This window comes from Demequina sp. NBRC 110056 (assembly GCF_002090155.1).
Taxonomy (GTDB): Bacteria; Actinomycetota; Actinomycetes; order Actinomycetales; family Demequinaceae; genus Demequina.
Genome location: NZ_BBRM01000003.1, coordinates 44,618 through 63,702 on the forward strand (window position 1 = coordinate 44,618; position 19,085 = coordinate 63,702).

The window sequence follows — 19,085 nt, forward strand, 5'->3', positions numbered from 1 at the left end:
GTCACAACGACATGACAAGCCGGGGCCCCACGAGTCCCCGCCCGTCGCCCGATGGCGACCTTCACCACGACCCCCCTCGAGGACTGCTCCGGCCCAACTCTGAGGAAGTGGTCCCTATGAATGCACTTGCACGCGTCACGCGCGGCACGGCCGGCCTGGCCGTCGCGATCGTCGCCCGCATCATCGCCGTCGTCGCCCTCGCCGCGATCGCGCTCCTGGCCTTCGGGCTCGCGGCGCTTCCCGCCTCCGCCGCGGAGTCGGTGGGTGCGGGTTCTGAGCCCGTCTCCTCGGCACCCGCTCCCGAGCCCGGCGCGCAGGAGCCCGTAGCGGTCGCGACCGCCGAGCCGGCGGCAGCACCCTCCGTCGCGCCGACCGCCCAGCCGGCGGCCGACGCCAGCGACTCGTCTGCGCCCGCACCTGCCGCGGCCGTCGTCGAGGACGACCAGCCGGCCGGCACCGCTCCCGACCCGGCGCCCGCTCCGGCCGCGCCCACCGCGATCGACGCTCTGTCGAACGTCCACGCAAGCGTCAGCGACGTCGCGGACGGCAAGCAGCTGCGCATCGACGCCGGATGGGCGCTGCCCGCCGGCACGGCGCCCGGCAGCACCTTCGGACTCTCGCTCCCCGCGGAGCTCGTCGCGGCGCCCATCGCGCCCTTCCCGCTGCTCGACACCGCCGGGCAGCCGGTCGGTGACTGCGAGGTCACGCGCGGCGGCATCGAGTGCACGGCCGGCGACTACGTCGCTCACCACCAGGACGTGCACGGCACCCTGTGGTTCAAGGTGACGGCGCACTACACCGACGGCGCCTCCCACGTGGACCTCGTCGAGGCTGGCGGCGCGACCCACCGCATCGACCTCACGGTCCAGCAGCCGACGCCGACGCAGCCTCACACCGGCGCCACCCACGCCTACCACCCGGCAGCTCAGCCGACCAAGCGCTCGCGCCGGGTCGACTCCACGCGTCGCCGCATCGACTGGGAGGTCACAGTGCCGACGGCAGCCCGCCCGAGCCACGGCCCGCTCACCGTCACCGACACCTGGAGCGGCAGCACCCCGCTGTCGCTGACCGGAGACGCCAAGCTCACGTGCAAGGCCCAGCCCTCCGGCCACACCTCGGCCGTCGCCGCCCGCGGCTACGCCGTGACGGAGCGTGCCGACGGCGTCACGGTGTCGATCACCGACTCCAGCTGCGACGGCACGTACGTTCTCGACTACTCGACGCAGATCCCCGCCACTGCGACCGGCCGCGCCACCTACGGCAACGTGGCGGTCGTCCCCGGCGCGCACCGGGCGACGGCGCACGCCACCTGGAACCCCCCGGCGGCGCTGTCCAAGTCGGTCAAGGGCGACAACGCCAACCGCCGGGCATCCTGGACGGTCGTCGCCGATGCCGCCTCTCTCGGCTCCGGCGAGGCCGTGATCTCGGACCACTACTCGGACCGCCTCACTCTGGACCCCGACTCGGTGTCCCTCCAGTGCCGCGTCCTCGGCCGCACCCAGCACCTGTCGGGCTCGGCGTGGACCGCGTCCGGCTCGGACCCGTCGAGCCAGCTGCTCGAGGTCAGCGTCACCGACCAGACCTGCCGCGTCGACGGAGGGCAGTACGTGCTGACCTACACGACGGCCTACCCCCGCGACGCCTTCTCCGGTGAGGCGTACTCGAACACGGTCGACATCGGCTCGGTCACCACCACCAAGGACGTCACCTACACCGCGAGCGCCGGTGGCGCCGCGACGGGTGTCGCTCTGTGGGCGCTGCACGTCACCAAGGACGTCACGGGTCCCGGCGAGGCCCAGGTGGGCGACACCCCCTTCGACGTGACGTGGAGCTACGGCTCAGGTGCCGACGCGAAGAACGGCGTGCTGCACGTCCACGATGGCTCGAGCGCGACGCTGGCCCGCATCCCCGAAGGTCAGACCGTGACGCTCACCGAGGCCGCCAACGACGTCGATGGTGTGGTGTTCACGGCTCCCGTCTACACCGGCCACGGCGTGAACGCTGCCGGCGCTCGGTCGGCGACCGTCTCCGGAGGCAAGGGAACGGTCGAGGTGCGGCTCGAGAACCCGACGGCCGCCGTGCCGCCCCTCGCACCGGTGCTCGCGCCCCACCAGGCGCCTCACCAGGTGCCAACGCCGACTCCGGTGGCTGTGCCGCCGATGGTGCCGCAGGTGCTGAATGCACCGCACCAGGTGCCGGGGCTGGTGCCGACGCCGACTCCGGTGGCTGTGCCGCCGATGGTGCCGCAGGTGTTGAACGCTCCGCACCAGGTGCCGGGGCTGGTGCCGACGCCGACTCCGGTGGCTGTGCCGCCGATGGTGCCGCAGGTGTTGAACGCTCCGCACCAGGTGCCGGGCCAGGTGCCGACGCCGACTCCGGTGGCTGTGCCGCCGATGGTGCCGCAGGTGTTGAACGCTCCGCACCAGGTGCCGGGCCAGGTGCCCACGCCGACCCCGGTGGCCGTGCCTCCGATGGTGCCCGGCAAGGTCACGACCACGACCGTCGCCCACTCGACACCTCGCGCGCCGCAGCCGACGGTCCAGCACCCGACGGCTCAGCACCCGGCTACGCAGGCTCCGACCCCGCACCACCCGGTTGCCGGCCGGACGCACCTGTCGCACACCGGCGCCGACTCCCTCGCATGGGGCGCGGCAGCGGCCGGGCTCGTCGCGGTAGGAGGAGTGCTCGCGGTCGCGGGTCGCCGCCGCCGCGTCCGGGAGAGCTGAGGCTCAGCCTCGTGCGTCGCGCGTTCCCCAACGTCGAGGGGCGCGCGACGCGCTAGTGTGCGTGTAGTCCCCTGTGCATCGGGACAGCACTACTTCTAAGGAGCAACACCCGTGGACTTCTTCGCCAACTTCTTCAGCATCCTGCTCTGGACGCTGTGGTTCATGATCGTCATCGCGTTCTTCGTGGTGGTCATCCGCATCATCCTCGACATCTTCCGTGACTCGGAGCTGAGCGGCTGGGGCAAGACCGGCTGGCTCATCCTCGTGATCCTGCTGCCGGCTCTCGGCGCGCTGATCTACCTCTTCGCTCGCGGCAAGGGAATGGCCTCCCGCGACGCGCAGGACGCAGCGGCCATCCGCGACGCCCAGCGCGAGTACACCCGCGGCGTGGTCGAGGAGGTCGGCGGTGCTGCCGGCCAGATCAAGGCAGCCAAGGAGCTGCTCGACGCGGGCACCATCACCCAGGAGGAGTACGACGCGCTCAAGGCCAAGGCCCTCAGCTAGTCGCTCACCGTCACCTCGTGCCCGTCGGGCGCGAGCGTCGTGCGGCGGACTTCGTCACCCTCGGTGGCGACGATCGTCAGCGCGGTGCTCCGCCCGGCGGGCACGAGTCGTATGGTGACGGTTCCCGAGGCCGCATTCTCGAGCGCCCCCACGCACGCGGCGATGAGCCGCTCGGTCGCGTCCCCCTCGGCGGGAAGGGTGCCACGGTCATCGAGGATCGTGACGGCCACGCCGCGGGACCGCGCGCCCGACGCAGCCTGGGCGACCTCGGGCAGCATCAGCGCCCTGCCGCGCACGCCGTCGCGGAGCCGAGCCTCGGCGAGGCGGAAGCGCGCACGCTCGTCGGCGCTGAACGGCGCACCTGCCGCGATGCGATCGAGCAGCGGCACCGCGAGCTTGGCGAGCTCGGCGGACCGAGTCCTGCGGATCTCCTCGGCGGCTGAGGCCTCCGCCTGGTCGGCCGCGGCGGCGAGGGACCGGCGCTCGAGGGAGCCGATGCGCCGGCCCGTGCGCCGCAGCGCGAGCGCGAAGAGGGTGCCCACGAGCAGGATGCCCAGGTGGGTGTTCAGCATCAGCACGCCGGCGAGCAGCCCGCGTCCGCTGAGATCCGCCCACGCGATCGTGATCGCAGCCATGAGCGCCATGCCGACCCACGCCATGGAGGCCCGTCGGCGCAAGGCGAGGAAGAACAGCAGCCACGTGTTGGATCCGAGGTGCCAGGTCGCACGGCCCAGGTCGTCGACGTCGCTGAGGTTGGTGGCGACGAGCGCGGTCGACACGACCACCACCGCAAGCACCGCGTAGGTGTCGGCCCGGGGGAACGGATCGGGGTGCGCGCGGGCGAGGAGCACGCCGGCGCCGCTGACGAGCACCATCGCGAGGTACGACTGCCACGGCTGGATGAGGACGTCGATGGTCGCGAAGGTGAAGATCGCGTTCGCCGCGATGAACAGGATGACGAGCGCCAGGGCGGGCCGGGAGCCGAGGTACAGCAGCGACGAGACGTCGGCCTCGGGCGGCCTGACTCGGGAGGCGGGGGCCGTCACGGCGCGCTCCAGCTGAGGGTCACGCGGGTCCCGGCGCCGGGAGCGGAGTCGACGTCGGCGCGTCCCCCGTCGACGGACGCGAGCTTGCCCACGATCGACGTGCGGATCCCGAGGCGGGTCTGGCCGACCTGCCGCGGGTCGAACCCGCGCCCGTCGTCGGCGACGACCACCCGGACACGATCGGGGGTGAGCTGGGCGTCGACCGTGACGCGCGCCTCGGCGCCGGCGTGGCGCTCCACGTTGCGCAGCGCCTCGCTCAGCGCCTCGGCGACCGCGGCCGCGACCGCGGCGGGGATCTCCCCGGAGCCTGTGGCGGCCGCGTTCACGACCACCTCCTCGCGCACGTCCGTCGCGGTCGACCGCAGCACGGCCGCGAGCTCGTCGGGCGCGTAGTCGCGCCGCGCCGCGTCCGGGGCGGTCAGCGATCGGATGACGTCGAGCGCTTCCGTCGCGCGCTCCGGCACGGTCGGGTCGTCGCTCGCGCGGTCAGCGGCGAGCAGCACCGACATGATGTCGTCGTGCACGATGGCGTTGATGCGGGCGAGCTCGCGCTCCCGCGTCGCGGTGGAGGCGGCCGCCATCGCCGCCTCACGGGCTCGGCGTGCGGCGTCGTCTTGGGCCTCGCCGGCCTTGAGGACCGCCTGCGCGATCGCTGCGAGGATCGAGCAGAACAGCACGGCTCCCACACCGTCCAGCACGGCGTCGATGACGGCGGTGTCCGAAGCGGCGATCTGGACGCCGGCGACGAGCGGGCCCTGCAGGACCGGCGCGAGCCACACCCAGCGCGACCGCCAGGTGATGCCGGCAAGGGTGCAGCACAGCGCCGTCACCCCCTGGATCCACGGCGTGGTCCCCGTGGGCAGCTGCTCGACGCTCATGCCTGGCATCCACAGGACCTGCAGGGTGAGGAACCCGATCACGGCGATGCGTGCCGTCGCAGTGGCCGCGCGCAGCGCCCCGAAGGGGGCCATGAGCAGCAGCGACATCGGCATCAGCAGCGCGACCACCACGCTCGCCCACCAGTACCAAGGCTCGAGCGAGGCGCGCTGGGCGAGGATGCCGCTCGAGCCCGTGAGCAGGAGCGCGCCGAACACGACCGCGCCGATGCCGGACGCTGTGTAGAGCGCGCGCTGGAGCCGATCCCGGGCGGACTCGACCGACAGCGTGCTCACTCGAGGATGCCGTCCTCGACCGCGCGGCGGTACAGGTCCACGCGCGACGCCGCGGCCCGCCCCACCGCCTCGTACTTGCGCCGGATGGCCTTGACGTAGTCGGCGACCGTCGCTCGGGAGATGCCGAGGGCGGAGGCGACGGACGCCGCCGTCTCGCCCGACGCGTACATGCTGAGCACCTCGGCCTCGCGGTCGGACAGGCGCGCATCCGCGAGCGCCGCGTCGGCGTCGATGGCCGCCGCCCAGTCGGCGTTGAAGACGGCGTCCCCGCGCACGGCCGTGCGGATCGCATCGAGCAGCTCGTCTGGGTCCGACGACTTGCGCACCAGGCCGAGGGCACCCGAGCGCGCGGCGGACTGGACGAGCGCGCGATCCTCGGCACCGGTGTGGATGAGGACGTACGCGCCGAGGCGGTGGATCGCGGCGACGTTCGCGGCGGGGTCGGAGCCGTCGGCGAGGCGCAGGTCCAGCACGACGAGCTGGGGCGCCGGGTCGAGGGTCGTGAGCTCGTGGACCGTGCCGACGGTCGCGACGAGGTCGATGTCGGGGGCGCTGGCGACGAGCGTCTCGAAGCCCCTCGCGACCAGCGCGTGGTCCTCGACGAGCGCGATGCGATGCGCCTCCACCGCGCCCCCTCTCCGTTGACCTGACCTGGTCGCCACCCTAGCGCTCTACCAGGCGTGAGGTGCCCGAACCGGGCAGGCGAGCGCGCATCGGCCCTGTGCCGTGACCGGACGCGAAAAGTTCACCTTCACCCCCCACAAGTGGGGATACCGCGGTCCCCGCGTCGGTGGCAGTCTCGGAGACGAGGTTGAGGCGGGGTTCGCCCCCCTTGCCACACAGCCCGGAAGGGGATGGGCGATGCACTGGTCGGCGGAGGAGTTCGTCCTAGTCATCACTGGCCTCCTGTTCCTGGTAGTCGTGGCATCCTCTTTCCTCCCGAGGGTGGAACTCACCCCCGTGTCGCGAGCGGCGTTTGCCATCGGCGCTATCGCATTCACCGGGGCAGCCGCACTCTTGGCGAGGATCGAGGACGTCCTCTACCCGCCGCTCCTGTGGGCGGCGCCGGTCGTGCCGGTCATCGTGCTGGTGGTCATCGCGCGCGACGCCTCGAGGGCGGCCGCGACGCCCCGTCAGGCACCCGTCGTGCGCCGCTCGTCGACGCAGGTCTCCGGCGAGATCGAGACCGCCGCCGGCCGGGCCCTCCGCGCCCGCGCCGCGAGCCCCCAGTCGTCCGCGCACGAGCTCGCGCAGATCGCGTGGCGCCACGAGCACCTGCGGCCCATCGTCGCCGCCAACCCGGCGACGCCCCTCGCCGTCCTCGAGTGGCTGTCCACGCACGGGGACGCCGAGATCAACGCGGCCATCGCCGCTCGCTCGACTCGCGCCGCCGGAATGCAGGGGCCGGCATCGGCGGGCCCGTCCGTCTCGGTGGCGTGAGCCCTCAGACGTCCTGACCGTCGACGGGATCCTTGCCCGTCGAGCCGCCCGCGTCGGGTCCCACGCGGCCCTCCGTGGGAGCGTCCAGCACGAGGATGCACAGCGCACGCTTGTCGTCCCGCTGCCACGAATCCGCGGTCGGCACCCACGCGGTCCACGTCGACCCGGCCGGCCCCACGCCGTCCATCCGGGTGGCGCAGGCCTCGAGCGAGCGCTCGGCCACCGCCTCGTCGCCGGGGAAGCGCGCCTCGGGGAACGTGACCTCGGAGATCACCTCCGCCTCGTGCGCGCTCGCGCAGTCGACCACCGTCGCGGTCCCGACGGCGCCGTCGTCGCCCACGGTCTCGAGGCACATGCCGGGCACCAGGGCCGTCGCCGCCAGGTCGCCCGTCGCACCCGGGTCCGCCGGCTCGAGCGACGCGCCCTGCCAGTCCAGGGCGACGGACCACGAGATGCCGATGAGCAGCGCGACGCCCGCGGCGATGCCTGTCCATGCCGCGATCGCCATGGCCGGGCCGGCCTTGCGCGCGGTGGTCGTGTCGCGCCCGCCGGCGGGCCGATGCGCGGGCTGGGTCGCGCCGGCACGCTCGCCTCGGGACGGGGCGGGGGTGGCGCCGCCTGGCTGGGTCGCCGGGGTCGCGTCGGCACTCGCGCGCGACCCGTCGTCGCGCGGCTCGCCGCCGGGAGGGGTGAACCCTCCGGGAGCGGCGAACGAGTCGCTCACAGCGCGCCGATCTCCAGGACGACGGGCACGTGGTCCGAGGCGCCCTTGCCCTTGCGCTCGTCGCGCTCGATGGTCACGCCGGTGGTCGCCGCGGCCAGCGCCGGGGAGGCGTAGGCGAAGTCGATCCGCATGCCCTCGTTCTTGGGGAACCGCAGCTGCTTGTAGTCCCAGAAGGTGTACCGGCGCTCGTCGGGGATGAACTGGCGGGACAGCTCGGTGTAGCCGGCGTCCGCGAAGGCGTGGAACGCCGCGCGAGCCTCCGGCGTGACGTGCGTCTCGGCTTCGGAGTCCTCCTCGGACCAGATGTCCGTGGGCAACGGCGCGACGTTGAAGTCGCCCACGAGCGCGGTGGGCGCATCGGCCCACGTCGCGGCCGCCTCGCGGAGGGTCCGCAGGAACTCGAGCTTGTAGGCGTAGTGCGGGTCCGCCAGGCCGCGCCCGTTCGGCACGTACAGGCTCCACACGCGCACGCCGCCGGCGGTCGCCCCCAGCGCGCGCGCCTCGACGACGGGGTCCTGGCCGGGCTTGCCGAAGGCCGGCTGCGCGGGGAAGGAGGTCTCGACGTCGGCGAGTCCCACGCGCGACGCGATCGCGACGCCGTTCCACTGGTTGAGGCCGTGGATCGCCAGCTCGTAGCCCGCCGCCTCGAACGGCTCGCGCGGGAACTGCTCGGGCTTGCACTTGATCTCCTGCATCGCCAGCACGTCGGTGTCTGAGCGCTGCAGCCAGTCGACCACGCGGTCGCAGCGGGCACGGACGGAGTTCACGTTCCAGGTGGCAAGACGCATGGCCCCACGCTACCCGCCGCCAGCGTCGACGAAAGTGGGTCCACTGTCATCGCGAACGGCGCCTTCCGCACGAACGTGGGCCCACTTTCATCTCGGGGCGGGGCGGGGCGGGGCGGGGCGGGGCGGGGCGGGGCGGAGCCGGGTCGATGCGCCCGCGGGGTCCGAGCGTCTGATCGCTCCACGTACGCTGGGGCCATGGCGACCGCACTCATCACCGGAGCGAGCCGAGGCCTGGGCGAGGAGTTCGCGTGGCAGCTCGCGACCGCCCGCCACGACGTCGTGCTCGTGTCCCGCAGCGGTGACGCACTCTCCGAGCTCGCCCACACGATCCGCGGCGCCGCGGGCGTCGAGGCCGAGGTGCTCGAGGCAGACCTCGCCCAGCCCGAGGGGCTCGCGGCGGTCGAGGCGCGGGTGTCGGACCCCGACCGACCCGTGAGCCTGCTGGTCAACAACGCCGGCTACGGGCTGGGCAAGGGCGTGCTGGAGACGACGTGGGAGGAGGAGCGGGACGCGTTGGCAGTGCTGGTCACCGCCCCGCTGTGCCTGTCGCAGGCGGCCGCGAAGGCGATGACCGCGCGCGGCCACGGCGCGATCCTCAACGTCGCGTCGATCGCCGCCCACCTGTCGAACACGACGTACGCCGCCCACAAGCGCTGGGTCGTCGAGTTCACGCAGGCCCTCGCGGGCCAGCTCAAGGGCACCGGAGTGAGCGCCACGGCCGTGCTACCTGGCCTCGTGCGCACGCACTTCCACGACGGCCCCGACCTCGAGCACATGCGCCACGACTACCCCGACTTCGCGTGGCTCGAGCCCGAGCAGGTCGTGGAGTCCGCGCTCGCGGCCGTGCGGCGCAAGGCCGTGACGGTCACCCCGTCGGTGCGGTACGCGGCCAGCGGCAGCCTCATGCGGCTGGCGCCCCGCTCCCTGACGCGGCGCTCGCGCTGACACGGCTCGGTCCCGCCTCTTCGCACGCTCGAGAAAGCTGATCCGATTGTCTCGCGTGCGAGGTGGGATATCGGTCCTCCAGGACGCCGCCCGATGGCGAAGCGCGCAGAAAGCCTTCCTCCAGCAAGATGGGGAGGGGCGGACGGACCCGCGTCGGTAGGATCTCGCCCATGAGCACCCCCCGTGAGCAGCTGCGCGATCTGATCAAGGAGCTGGCCGTCGTGCACGGCCGCATCACCCTCGCCTCCGGCAAGGAGGCCGACTACTACGTCGACCTGCGCCGCATCACCCTGCACCACCGCGCCGCTCCGCTCGTGGGCCACGTGCTGCTCGACCACCTCGAGGTGTCGGGCTACGGCCCCGCCGACGTCGACGCGGTGGGCGGCCTCACCCTCGGAGCCGACCCGGTCGCGACGAGCCTCATGCACGCCGCCGCGAGCCGCGGCCTCGACCTCGACGCGTTCGTGGTCCGCAAGGAGAGCAAGGCGCACGGCCTGCAGCGCCGCATCGAGGGTCCGGACATCGCCGGCCGGACCGTGGTCGCCGTCGAGGACACCTCGACCACGGGCGGCTCCGTGCTGACGGCCGTCGAGGCGATCCGCGAGGCGGGCGCCACGGTCGCCGCCGTCGCGGTCATCGTCGACCGCGACACCGGCGCGCGCGAGAAGATCGAGGCCGAGGGCCTGCCGTACCTGTCGCTGTTCGGGCTTGACGACCTCGGCCTGGCCTAGTCACACCGTCCTTCACGCCGGCCACCCCCGCGAGTAGGGTGGCGCCATGCTGCGCCAGACGAGGGGTCGGTGGGCGGCCTTCGCGGCCATCGCCGTAGGACTCGCTGCGGTCGTGCTCGGCGCCAGCAGCGGCTGGGTCGCGATCATCGGCGTCGTCGCGATCGCGACGGGGATGGCGTGGGCCATCGCGGACGGCGTGCGTGCGGCGCGCCAGCGCGACGCCTACGCGACCTTCGCCGCGGAGCACGGCTGGGACTACCTGGCGAGCAGCCACGAGTACGGCGGCAGGTTCCGCGCGTACCCGTTCGCGGAGGGCATCCAGCGGCGCCAGGAGTCGGTGGTGCGGGGCGACTTCTCGGGCGTGCGTTGCGCGAGCTTCACCCACGTCTACGAGGAGAGCTCGAACCGCGACGGCGAGGTGCGGATCCCGGTCGCGCATCAGGTCACGCTCGCGGAGCTGCCGGTGGCGCTGCCGCGGCTCGACATCGTCCCGGAGACGCTCGGGGCGCAGGTCGCCAAGCGTCTCGGTGGCCGCGACGTCGACGTCGAGTCGCACGAGTTCAACGCCCGCTGGCGCGTCATCGCCGACGACGCTCGCTACGCCCACGCGGTGCTCGATCCCCGCATGATCGAGCGGCTGCTCTCGCCGGACGCGTGGGGCGCGGCCATCCGCATCGAGGGCGGCGCCGTCTACACGTGGACGCCGGGCCGCCAGGGGGTCGACGCTCTCGCCAAGAGCCTCGGCCTCGTCGCGGGCATCGCCCGGCGCATCCCGCCGCACGTGCTGCGCGAGTACCGCGAGCGCGGCCACGGCGTCACCGAGGGGATCTCCGACGGCGCGCCCTCGTGGGCCACCGAGCCCGGCGCGCTCACCTCGCGCCGCCCGACCGACCTCGCCGCGCAGGCCGGCTACACGCCGATGCCCGTCGAGGCCGGCGGCGGCCCGGGCCGCGGCGGCGCGGCGGTCGGTGGAGGGAGCGGGCACAGCGCCGATGCGCTCGCGGCTCGGGAGGGCCAGCCCCCTCTCGCCGGTCCGGCCTGGGCGACCGAGTCAGGGGCCCTCACGACGGGTCGGTACACGGGGGTCGGCGTGGATGCCGACGGCGACGGCATCGAGGACTGGCGGCAGCTGCCTCGCGGGTGAACGCGCGCGGGCGCGCTAGGGTCGGCACGTACCGGTGAACGGGAGGGTGGACACCGTGATCGATGTCTTCATCGCAGTGCTCGGCGCGCTGATCGTCGTCGTCATCATCTGGGCGATCGTCCAGTACAACGCGCTCATCAAGCTACGCAATCTGGTCGAGGAGTCGTGGCGCCAGGTCGACGTCGAGCTGCAGCGCCGCCACGACCTCATCCCCAACCTCGTCGAGACGGTCAAGGGCTACGCGGCCCACGAGCGTCAGACGCTCGAGGACGTCACGGCGGCGCGCAACACGGCGGCGGAGCCCGGCTCGTCGCGCACGCAGCAGGCCGAGCAGGAGAACGTGCTCACGCAGGCGCTCGGCCGCCTGTTCGCGGTCGCCGAGGCGTACCCCGACCTCAAGGCGAATCAGAACTTCGGCCAGCTCCAGGCGGAGCTCACGAACACCGAGGACCGCGTCGCCGCCGGCCGCCGGTTCTACAACGCCAACGTGCGCGCCCTCAACACGAAGGTCGAGACCTTTCCGACCACCCTCGTCGCGTCGACCATGGGCATCGGTCGCGAGGACTACTTCGAGGTGGTCGACCCCGAGACGCGCGAGGCGCCCACCGTCACCTTCTAGGCTTCCGGGCCGGCGCCGCAGCGCCGATGCGGGGGCTAGCCTGGCGCGGTGAGCGACACCACGAGCGGGGCTGAGGGCGCGGAGCACGTGCCCGAGCACGGCGTCGGCCCGTGGCCGGGCGGCGAGGATGCCTGGCCGGACGACCCCCGGCTCGACCCGGATCTGCTGCGCGAAGGCGACCGCCGCAACGTCGTCGACCGCTACCGCTACTGGCGGCACGAGGCGATCGTCGCGGACCTGGACGAGCGGCGCCATCCGTTCCACGTCGCCATCGAGAACTGGCAGCACGACCTCAACATCGGCTCCGTGGTCCGCACTGCGAACGCCTTCGCGGCTCGCGAGGTGCACATCGTGGGGCGCCGCCGTTGGAACCGGCGCGGCGCGATGGTCACCGATCGCTACCAGCACGTGCGGCATCACCCCACGGTCGAGGAGTTCGTGGCGTGGGCCCACGGCGAGGGGCTCGCGGTGATCGGCATCGACAACCTGCCCGGCTCGGTCCCCCTCGAGACTGCCGAGCTGCCGCGGGCGTGCGTCCTCGTGTTCGGCCAGGAGTCGGTGGGGCTGACCGACGCCGTGCGCGACGCCGCCGACGCGACGCTCGCGATCGCGCAGTACGGCTCGACCCGATCCATCAATGCGGGGGCCGCGGCGGCCATCGCGATGCACCAGTGGGTGCGCCAGCACGCCGACATCGCGAGTGGGCACTCGTAGAAGTTTCTCGCGAAGCGGTGTCGATCTGTTGCCGACGCTGCGTCGTAGGGGTGAGACTCGGGACAGGCCCGGCTCTCTCAGACACGGAGGAACTGCCATGAAGTACCTGCTGATTCTCGCCTCGGACCCCGCCATCCCGTCGCCCGCTCCTGGCGACGACGACTTCGACGCCTACATGGGAGCGTGGGGCTCGTACACCCAGGAGCTGGTCGAGGCCGGCGTCTACCAGGGCGGAGAGGCCCTCCAGGGCCACGAGACCGCCACGACCGTGCGTCACGCCGAGGGATCCACGTCCATCGTCGACGGGCCCTTCGCCGAGCTCAAGGAGCACCTGGGCGGCTACTACGTCCTCGACGTCGACACCCTCGACGATGCCTTGGCATGGGCCAAGAAGGTGCCAATCGGCACCGGGGCCGTCGAGGTGCGCCCGATCTTCCCGACCGACGGCTACTGAGCCGCGGAAGGCGCGTCGCCTGAATACCGACGACTCGGTCGACGCGGTCCTCACCCGCGTGGTCCGCGAGGAGGGCGGGCGCCTGCTCGCCCTCCTCGCGGATCGCCTGGGCAGCCTCGAGGTCGCCGAGGACAGCCTGCAGGAGGCCTGCGCTCGCGCCACGCGAGCATGGCGCTCCGGAGAGGTCCCGCGCGACCCCGCCGCGTGGGTCTACGTCGTCGCCCGCAACGTCGGTGTCGACCGGTCGCGCCGCGAGGCCGCGGCGCATCGCCGCCTGTCGACGAGCAGCCGCGTGCTCGACACCGCCGTCGAGCGCCCCGGTGAGGATGGCGAGGAGCCTGCGAGCGCATCGGCGCTGCTGGTGGCGGAGTATGCCGAGGTGGGGGACGAGCAGCTCCGCCTGCTCCTGCTGTGCTGCCACCCGGCGTTGTCGCGCGACGCGCAGGTCGCGCTGACGCTGCGCCTCGCTGGGGGGCTCACGACGGAGGAGATCGCAGCGGCGTACCTGCAGCCCGAGGCGACCGTCGCGCAGCGGATCGTGCGTGCCAAGCGCAAGATCCGTGCGGCAGGCATACCGCTGGTCATCCCGGAGGATCTGGGTGAGCGCGCAGAGGTGCTGGTGACCGTCCTCGGCCTGATCTTCAACGAGGGCTACCTCGCGCACTCCGCGTCCGCGGCGGGCCTCACCCGCGCTGAGCTGGCGGACCAGGCGATCCGCCTCACCGCGACGGCGGCCGATGCCCTCCCCGACGAGCCCGAGCTCGCCGGGCTGCTCGCCCTTGAGCTCTTCCATCGGTCCCGCGAGGCGGCGCGGGTCGACGCCGAAGGTCGCCTCGTCAGGCTCGCGGACCAGGACCGTTCGCTGTGGGACACCGTCCAGGTGGCGCGCGGCTTCACCGTGCTCGCGCAGGCGCTCGCCCGGCGGCGCTTGGGACCGTGGCAGGTGCAGGCGCTGATCGCCGCCGAGCACACGCGCGAGCGGCCAGACTGGAGCCGCATCGTCCGCTACCACGACCTGCTCGCGACCTTCAGCCCGGGGCCGGTCGCGCGGCTGGGGCGCGCCGTCGCGGTGGCCGAGGTCGACGGTCCGGAGGCGGGGCTGCGTGAGGTCGACGCGATCGACAGCCTCGATCGGTTCCACCTGTGGCACGCCGCGCGGGCGGACCTGCTGGAGCGTTTGGGTCGCGGCGGCGAGGCCGTCGGGGAGTGGGAGCGGGCCGCCGCGCTCGCGGCGAACCCGGCCGAGGCGGCGTACGCTCGCGGACGAGCAGAGCACCAGGAGGGCGCATGACCGAGGTTCCGGAGGACGAGCTTGAGCCGTACGAGAAGCTGCATGCCGACGGCTCGCCGTGGGCGCGCGGCCAGATGCACGAGGGCGCCGAGCACGGGTACTGGGAGTTCTTCCGCAAGGACGGCACGATGATGCGGTCGGGCACCTTCGACCACGGCGCCCAGGTGGGCGAGTGGACCACCTACGACAAGCACGGCGCGCCGTACAAGGTGACGCAGATGAAGCCCCGGGGCTAGGTCCCGAGTCAAGGAATCGTGACCTCGAACTGATCGAGGCTTCGGTCTGTCGGCGTTAGAGTTTTCGGTATGCCGAAAAGTCTCGTCCGCGCCGCCGTGGTCACCGCTGCCGCGGTGCTCGCCCTCGCCGGCTGCGCAAGCGAGACGGAGACGATAGCGTCGGACGGCTCGGCTGCTGGCCAAGGAGGGGACCAGCCCTTCGTCCTCACGACCTTCACGGTCCTGGCCGACATGGCGCGCAACGTCGCGGGCGACGACCTGCGCGTCGAGTCCATCACGAAGGTCGGCGCCGAGATCCACGGCTACGAGCCCACGCCGGGTGACATCGCGCGCGCCTCCGACGCGGACCTGATCCTCGACAACGGACTTGGCCTCGAGGCGTGGTTCGAGCGGTTCGTCGAATCCGTCGACGCCCCGCACGTCGTGGTGTCCGAGGGGGTCGAGCCCATCGACATCGCCTCCGACGCGTACGCCGGCCAGGCCAATCCCCACGCCTGGATGAGCCCGGTGCTGGCGCAGTCCTACGTCGACGCGATGGCCGAGGCGTTCGGCGAGCTCGACCCGACGAATGCGGCCGACTACGACGCCCGGGCGGAGGAGTACAAGGCAGAGCTGCAGGCGGTGCAGGATGACCTGCTCGCGGCGCTCGCGGGCGTTCCCGACGACCAGCGCGTGCTCGTCACCTGCGAGGGAGCCTTCTCCTACCTCGCGCGCGACGCCGGCCTCGACGAGGTCTACATCTGGCCCGTCAACGCCGAGCAGCAGGCCACCCCCGGCCAGATCACCGCCGCCATCGAGCAGGTGCGAGCGCAGGACGTGCCGGCGGTGTTCTGCGAGTCGACGGTGTCCGACGCGCCCATGCAGCAGGTCGTCGAGGCGACGGGCGCGACGTTCGGCGGCACGCTCTACGTCGACTCGCTGTCGGAGGCGGACGGCCCCGTCCCCACCTACCTCGACCTCATTCGCCACGACGCCGAGACCATCGCCGCGGCGCTCACCGCAGGCGGCGCCAGTGGCTGACGCGCCCGCCCTCGAGGTCGACGCCGTCACGGTTCGCTACGGCGACGTGACGGCCCTCGACGATTGCTCGCTCACCCTCACCCGCGGTCGCGTGCACGGCCTCATCGGCATGAACGGCTCGGGCAAGTCCACGCTCTTCAAGGCGGTCATGAGTGCCGTGCGACCGCAATCGGGCACGGTGCGCGTCGACGGCGAGGACCCGGCGCGAGCCCGCGCGCGCTCGGCGATCGCCTACGTCCCCCAGAGCGAGGACGTCGATTGGGACTTCCCGCTGTCCGTGCGCGACGTCGTCATGATGGGTCGCTACGGCTCAATGGGGCCGATGCGCCGGCCCCGGGCCGCCGACCACGCCGCGGTGGACGCGGCGCTCGCTCGGGTCGAGCTGGCCGACCTCGCCGGCCGCCAGATCGGGCGGCTCTCGGGCGGCCAGCGCAAGCGCGCCTTCGTCGCGCGCGGCCTCGCTCAGGGGGCCTCGCTGCTGCTGCTCGACGAGCCGTTCGCCGGCGTCGACAAGCGCTCCGAGCGGACCATCGTCGCGCTCCTGCGCGAGCTCGCCGACGAGGGGCGCACGCTGCTGGTCTCGACCCACGACCTCCACGCGCTGCCGCAGCTCGCGGACGACGCGATCCTGCTCCTGCGACGGACCCTGTTCCACGGCTCCGTCACCGAGGCCCTGAGGCCCGAGAACCTCACCCGCGCCTTCGGCATGGACCTGGGCGACACGCGCCAGGATGACTCAGGCGGTGCGGCGTGAGCATCATCGACGTCCTCGTGGAGCCGCTGCAGTACGACTTCATGGTGCGCGCCCTGCTCGTCACCGTGATCGCCGCGGTCGTGTGCGCGCTGCTGTCGTGCTGGCTCGTGCTCGTCGGCTGGTCGCTCATGGGCGACGCGGTCTCGCATGCGGTGCTGCCCGGTGTCGTGCTCGCCTACATCATGGGCGCGCCGTTCGCCATCGGCGCCCTCGTGTTCGGCGTGCTCGCCGTGGTCCTCATCGGCGTCGTGCGCGGCACCAGCCGCGTCAAGGAGGACGCCGCCATCGGCATCGTCTTCACGACCCTCTTCGCCCTTGGCTTGGTTCTCGTGTCCGTCACCCCCAGCCAGACGGACCTGTCGCACATCATCTTCGGCAACATCCTCGGGGTGTCGTCCACGGACCTGTGGCAGATCGCCATCCTCGCCGCCGTCGCGTTCGCGGCGTTGATCCTCAAGCGCCGCGACCTGACGCTGTACGCGTTCGACCCGACTCATGCGAGGGCCATCGGGCTGTCGCCGCGGGTGCTCGGCTCGCTGCTGCTGGGGCTGCTCGCGGTCGTCTCCGTGGTCGCGCTCCAGGTCGTCGGCGTCGTGCTCGTGGTCGCGCTGCTGATCATCCCGGGCGCGACGGCCTACCTCCTGACGGACCGCTTCTCCCGCATGCTCTGGATCGCCCCCCTGATCTCGTCACTATGCTCGGTGGTGGGGATCTACCTCAGCTACTGGCTCGATGCGGCCTCGGGCGGGCTCGTGGTGGTGGTGCAGGGCGCGGCGTTCGCCCTGGTCTACCTCCTGAGCCCTCGGCACGGCCTGCTCGGCCGGTGGCGGACGGCGAGGCGGGGAGCACGCGTTGGCCACTGACACCACGATGCAGGACTACCTCAAGGCGATCTGGAACGCCCGCGAGTGGTCCGATGCGCCGGTCACGGTGAGCGTGCTGGCGGCACGCCTGGGGCTGTCGCCGTCGTCGGTGTCCGAGCTGGTGCGCAAGCTCGCGGACCGCGGGCTCGTCACCCACGTGAAGTACGGCTCGATCTCGCTCACCGACGAGGGCCGGGCGATCGCGCTCGCGACCGTGCGCAAGCATCGCCTCATCGAGACGTTCCTCGTCGAGTACCTGGGCTACGGATGGGACGAGGTGCACGACGAGGCCGAGGTGCTCGAGCACGCCGTCTCTGACGAATTCGTCGACCGCCTCGCGGTCAAGCTCGGCGAGCCGACCCACGACCCGCACGGCGACCCGATCCCGGCCGCCGACGGCTCGCTGCCGCACGAGGCGCAGGTGTCCCTCGACCAGGTCTCGGAGGGGGAGCGGGTGAGGATCGCCCGGGTCTCCGACGACGACCCCGCGCTGCTGCGCCACCTCGGCGAGATCGGGGTCGACATCGGCGTCGTCGTGGACGTCGCCGCGCAGCGGCCCGCGGCGGGCACCGTGGACCTCGCGGTCGACGGCTCCACGGTGACGGTCGGCACGCTCGCCGCCCGCGTCATCCTCACCGAGCCCGCCTGACAGACGAACCCAGCCCACGCATCGGCCCGGCAGGCTTCGTGGAGGAACGTTCTCTGCGCAGTATGCCCTCGCGGCGCATCCTGTGGGACCAAGGGCCCCATGACGACCGGGGTCAATGTCTGACAGAATGGACGGCGGTTCACTTCCCCTCTGAAAGACCAGGAGAGACACATGGCCATCGCCACCACTGAGTCGTACGCCGCGATGCTTGACGCCGCCAAGGCCGGCAGCTACGCGTTCCCCGCGATCAACATCACCTCGTCGTCTTCGGTCACCGCCGCCATCCAGGGCTTCGCGGAGGCCGAGTCCGACGGCATCATCCAGGTCTCCGTCGGTGGCGGCCAGTACGCCTCCGGCTCGACCATCAAGGACGCCGTGGTCGGCTCCCTCGCGCTCGCGGCCTACGCCCGCGTCGTCGCGGAGAAGTACGGCGTCACCATCGCGCTGCACACGGACCACTGCCACAAGGTCTACCTCGAGGAGTGGCTCAAGCCGCTGCTGAAGCTCGAGGCTGAGTCGATCGCCGCCGGCAACGGCCCCATCTTCAACTCGCACATGTGGGACGGCTCGTCGGTCCCCATGGAGGAGAACCTGTCGATCGCCGAGGAGCTGCTCGAGCTGTCGCAGGCCGCGGACACCATCCTCGAGATCGAGATCGGTGTCGTGGGCGGCGAGGAGGACGGCCACTCGGCTGAGGTCAACGACAAGCTCTACTCGACCCCCGAGGACGGCATCGCCACGATCGAGCGCCTGGGCCTGGGCGAGAAGGGCCGCTACATGACGGCCATGACGTTCGGCAACGTGCACGGCGCGTACAAGCCGGGCGCCGTGAAGCTCCGCCCCGAGATCCTGGGCGACATCCAGTCCGCCGCGGCCGAGAAGTTCGGCAAGGACAAGCCGTTCGACCTCGTGTTCCACGGTGGCTCGGGCTCGACCGCCGAGGAGATCGCGACCGCGGTCAGCCACGGCGTCATCAAGATGAACATCGACACGGACACGCAGTACGCGTACACGCGTCCCGTCGTCGACCACATGATGAAGAACTACGACGGCGTCCTCAAGGTCGACGGCGAGTGGGGCAACAAGAAGGCCTACGACCCGCGCGCCTGGGGCAAGCTCGCCGAGGCGGGCATGGCCGCTCGCGTCGTCGAGGCCTGCCAGCAGCTGGGCTCCGCCGGGAAGAAGATCTGACCTCAGCGGTCAGGCGAAGCCCCGGGGAGTCGGCAGACACCCCGGGGCTTCGCTACGCGAGGGCCGATGCGCAC

The 19,085-nt window shown here is 72.3% G+C and carries 21 protein-coding genes; 16 read left to right on the forward strand and 5 right to left on the reverse strand.

Features of this window, described 5'->3' with window-relative positions; all coding sequences use genetic code 11:
• Window positions 1-116: 116 nt before the first annotated feature.
• A complete protein-coding gene (locus B7K25_RS04625; RefSeq protein WP_084104561.1) occupies window positions 117-2,726 on the forward strand; it encodes a DUF5979 domain-containing protein in 2,610 nt (869 codons plus the stop codon).
• A 111-nt stretch (window positions 2,727-2,837) separates the two neighbouring features.
• Window positions 2,838-3,230: an SHOCT domain-containing protein gene (locus B7K25_RS04630; RefSeq protein ID WP_234988080.1), complete on the forward strand. Its 393-nt coding sequence runs from the start codon at window positions 2,838-2,840 to the stop codon at window positions 3,228-3,230.
• Here B7K25_RS04630 and B7K25_RS04635 read toward each other — a convergent pair.
• Genes B7K25_RS04635 through B7K25_RS04645 form a run of 3 tightly spaced genes read right to left on the reverse strand, consistent with a single transcriptional unit; the run spans window position 3,227 to window position 6,074 of the window.
• The gene (locus tag B7K25_RS04635) at window positions 3,227-4,276 is read right to left on the reverse strand and encodes a hypothetical protein (protein ID WP_084104562.1); all 1,050 of its coding nucleotides are present in this window, start codon (window positions 4,274-4,276) and stop codon (window positions 3,227-3,229) included. The genes B7K25_RS04630 and B7K25_RS04635 overlap by 4 nt on opposite strands.
• Window positions 4,273-5,448, reverse strand: coding sequence for a sensor histidine kinase (locus B7K25_RS04640; RefSeq protein ID WP_084104563.1), 1,176 nt, complete (start codon window positions 5,446-5,448; stop codon window positions 4,273-4,275). The genes B7K25_RS04635 and B7K25_RS04640 overlap by 4 nt, the downstream gene beginning before the upstream one ends.
• Window positions 5,445-6,074, reverse strand: coding sequence for a response regulator transcription factor (locus B7K25_RS04645; RefSeq protein WP_144018847.1), 630 nt, complete (start codon window positions 6,072-6,074; stop codon window positions 5,445-5,447). Before B7K25_RS04645 ends, B7K25_RS04640 begins: the two co-directional genes overlap by 4 nt.
• A gap of 391 nt (window positions 6,075-6,465) precedes the next feature.
• Here B7K25_RS04645 and B7K25_RS04650 point away from each other — a divergent pair, with 391 nt between their 5' ends.
• Entirely contained in the window at window positions 6,466-6,888 is a 423-nt protein-coding gene (locus tag B7K25_RS04650) for a hypothetical protein (RefSeq protein ID WP_144018848.1), read from the forward strand.
• Between the two features lie 4 nt (window positions 6,889-6,892).
• Here B7K25_RS04650 and B7K25_RS04655 read toward each other — a convergent pair whose 3' ends face one another.
• Together B7K25_RS04655 and B7K25_RS04660 are read right to left on the reverse strand one after the other, a co-directional pair.
• Window positions 6,893-7,612, reverse strand: a complete 720-nt coding sequence (locus B7K25_RS04655) for a septum formation family protein (RefSeq protein WP_084104566.1) — start codon at window positions 7,610-7,612, stop codon at window positions 6,893-6,895.
• Window positions 7,609-8,400 carry an exodeoxyribonuclease III gene (locus B7K25_RS04660; RefSeq protein ID WP_084104567.1) on the reverse strand — a complete coding sequence of 264 codons (792 nt, stop codon included), beginning with the start codon at window positions 8,398-8,400 and terminating at the stop codon, window positions 7,609-7,611. The genes B7K25_RS04655 and B7K25_RS04660 overlap by 4 nt, the downstream gene beginning before the upstream one ends.
• A 195-nt stretch (window positions 8,401-8,595) precedes the next feature.
• On the opposite strand from B7K25_RS04660, the gene B7K25_RS04665 reads away from it, so the two are divergent.
• The 13 genes from B7K25_RS04665 (at window position 8,596) to fbaA (ending at window position 19,011) form a co-directional block, all read left to right on the forward strand.
• The gene (locus B7K25_RS04665) at window positions 8,596-9,345 is read left to right on the forward strand and encodes an SDR family oxidoreductase (RefSeq protein WP_084104568.1); all 750 of its coding nucleotides are present in this window, start codon (window positions 8,596-8,598) and stop codon (window positions 9,343-9,345) included.
• A gap of 170 nt (window positions 9,346-9,515) precedes the next feature.
• Window positions 9,516-10,076 carry an orotate phosphoribosyltransferase gene (gene pyrE / locus B7K25_RS04670; RefSeq protein WP_371328282.1) on the forward strand — a complete coding sequence of 187 codons (561 nt, stop codon included), beginning with the start codon at window positions 9,516-9,518 and terminating at the stop codon, window positions 10,074-10,076.
• A 46-nt stretch (window positions 10,077-10,122) separates the two neighbouring features.
• Window positions 10,123-11,220: a hypothetical protein gene (locus tag B7K25_RS04675; RefSeq protein ID WP_084104570.1), complete on the forward strand. Its 1,098-nt coding sequence runs from the start codon at window positions 10,123-10,125 to the stop codon at window positions 11,218-11,220.
• 55 nt (window positions 11,221-11,275) lie between these two features.
• Entirely contained in the window at window positions 11,276-11,839 is a 564-nt protein-coding gene (locus B7K25_RS04680; protein ID WP_234988081.1) for a LemA family protein, read from the forward strand.
• A gap of 48 nt (window positions 11,840-11,887) precedes the next feature.
• Complete coding sequence (locus tag B7K25_RS04685) at window positions 11,888-12,553, forward strand: TrmH family RNA methyltransferase (RefSeq protein WP_084104571.1); 666 nt, start codon at window positions 11,888-11,890, stop codon at window positions 12,551-12,553.
• Window positions 12,554-12,650: 97 nt separating this feature from the next.
• A complete protein-coding gene (locus tag B7K25_RS04690; protein WP_084104572.1) occupies window positions 12,651-13,007 on the forward strand; it encodes a YciI family protein in 357 nt (118 codons plus the stop codon).
• A gap of 58 nt (window positions 13,008-13,065) precedes the next feature.
• The gene (locus tag B7K25_RS04695) at window positions 13,066-14,298 is read left to right on the forward strand and encodes an RNA polymerase sigma factor (RefSeq protein WP_234988082.1); all 1,233 of its coding nucleotides are present in this window, start codon (window positions 13,066-13,068) and stop codon (window positions 14,296-14,298) included.
• On the forward strand, window positions 14,295-14,534 hold the full coding sequence (locus tag B7K25_RS04700) for a toxin-antitoxin system YwqK family antitoxin (RefSeq protein WP_084104574.1): 240 nt from the start codon (window positions 14,295-14,297) through the stop codon (window positions 14,532-14,534). Before B7K25_RS04695 ends, B7K25_RS04700 begins: the two co-directional genes overlap by 4 nt.
• 69 nt (window positions 14,535-14,603) lie before the next feature.
• Window positions 14,604-15,554, forward strand: a complete 951-nt coding sequence (locus B7K25_RS13515) for a metal ABC transporter substrate-binding protein (protein ID WP_144018849.1) — start codon at window positions 14,604-14,606, stop codon at window positions 15,552-15,554.
• Window positions 15,547-16,308 carry a metal ABC transporter ATP-binding protein gene (locus tag B7K25_RS04705; RefSeq protein WP_144018850.1) on the forward strand — a complete coding sequence of 254 codons (762 nt, stop codon included), beginning with the start codon at window positions 15,547-15,549 and terminating at the stop codon, window positions 16,306-16,308. The genes B7K25_RS13515 and B7K25_RS04705 overlap by 8 nt, the downstream gene beginning before the upstream one ends.
• Complete coding sequence (locus B7K25_RS04710; RefSeq protein WP_084104575.1) at window positions 16,305-17,171, forward strand: metal ABC transporter permease; 867 nt, start codon at window positions 16,305-16,307, stop codon at window positions 17,169-17,171. Before B7K25_RS04705 ends, B7K25_RS04710 begins: the two co-directional genes overlap by 4 nt.
• Entirely contained in the window at window positions 17,161-17,820 is a 660-nt protein-coding gene (locus tag B7K25_RS04715; RefSeq protein ID WP_234988083.1) for a metal-dependent transcriptional regulator, read from the forward strand. The genes B7K25_RS04710 and B7K25_RS04715 overlap by 11 nt, the downstream gene beginning before the upstream one ends.
• A 171-nt stretch (window positions 17,821-17,991) precedes the next feature.
• The gene (gene fbaA / locus B7K25_RS04720; protein WP_084104576.1) at window positions 17,992-19,011 is read left to right on the forward strand and encodes a class II fructose-bisphosphate aldolase; all 1,020 of its coding nucleotides are present in this window, start codon (window positions 17,992-17,994) and stop codon (window positions 19,009-19,011) included.
• The last annotated feature ends 74 nt before the right edge of the window (window positions 19,012-19,085 follow it).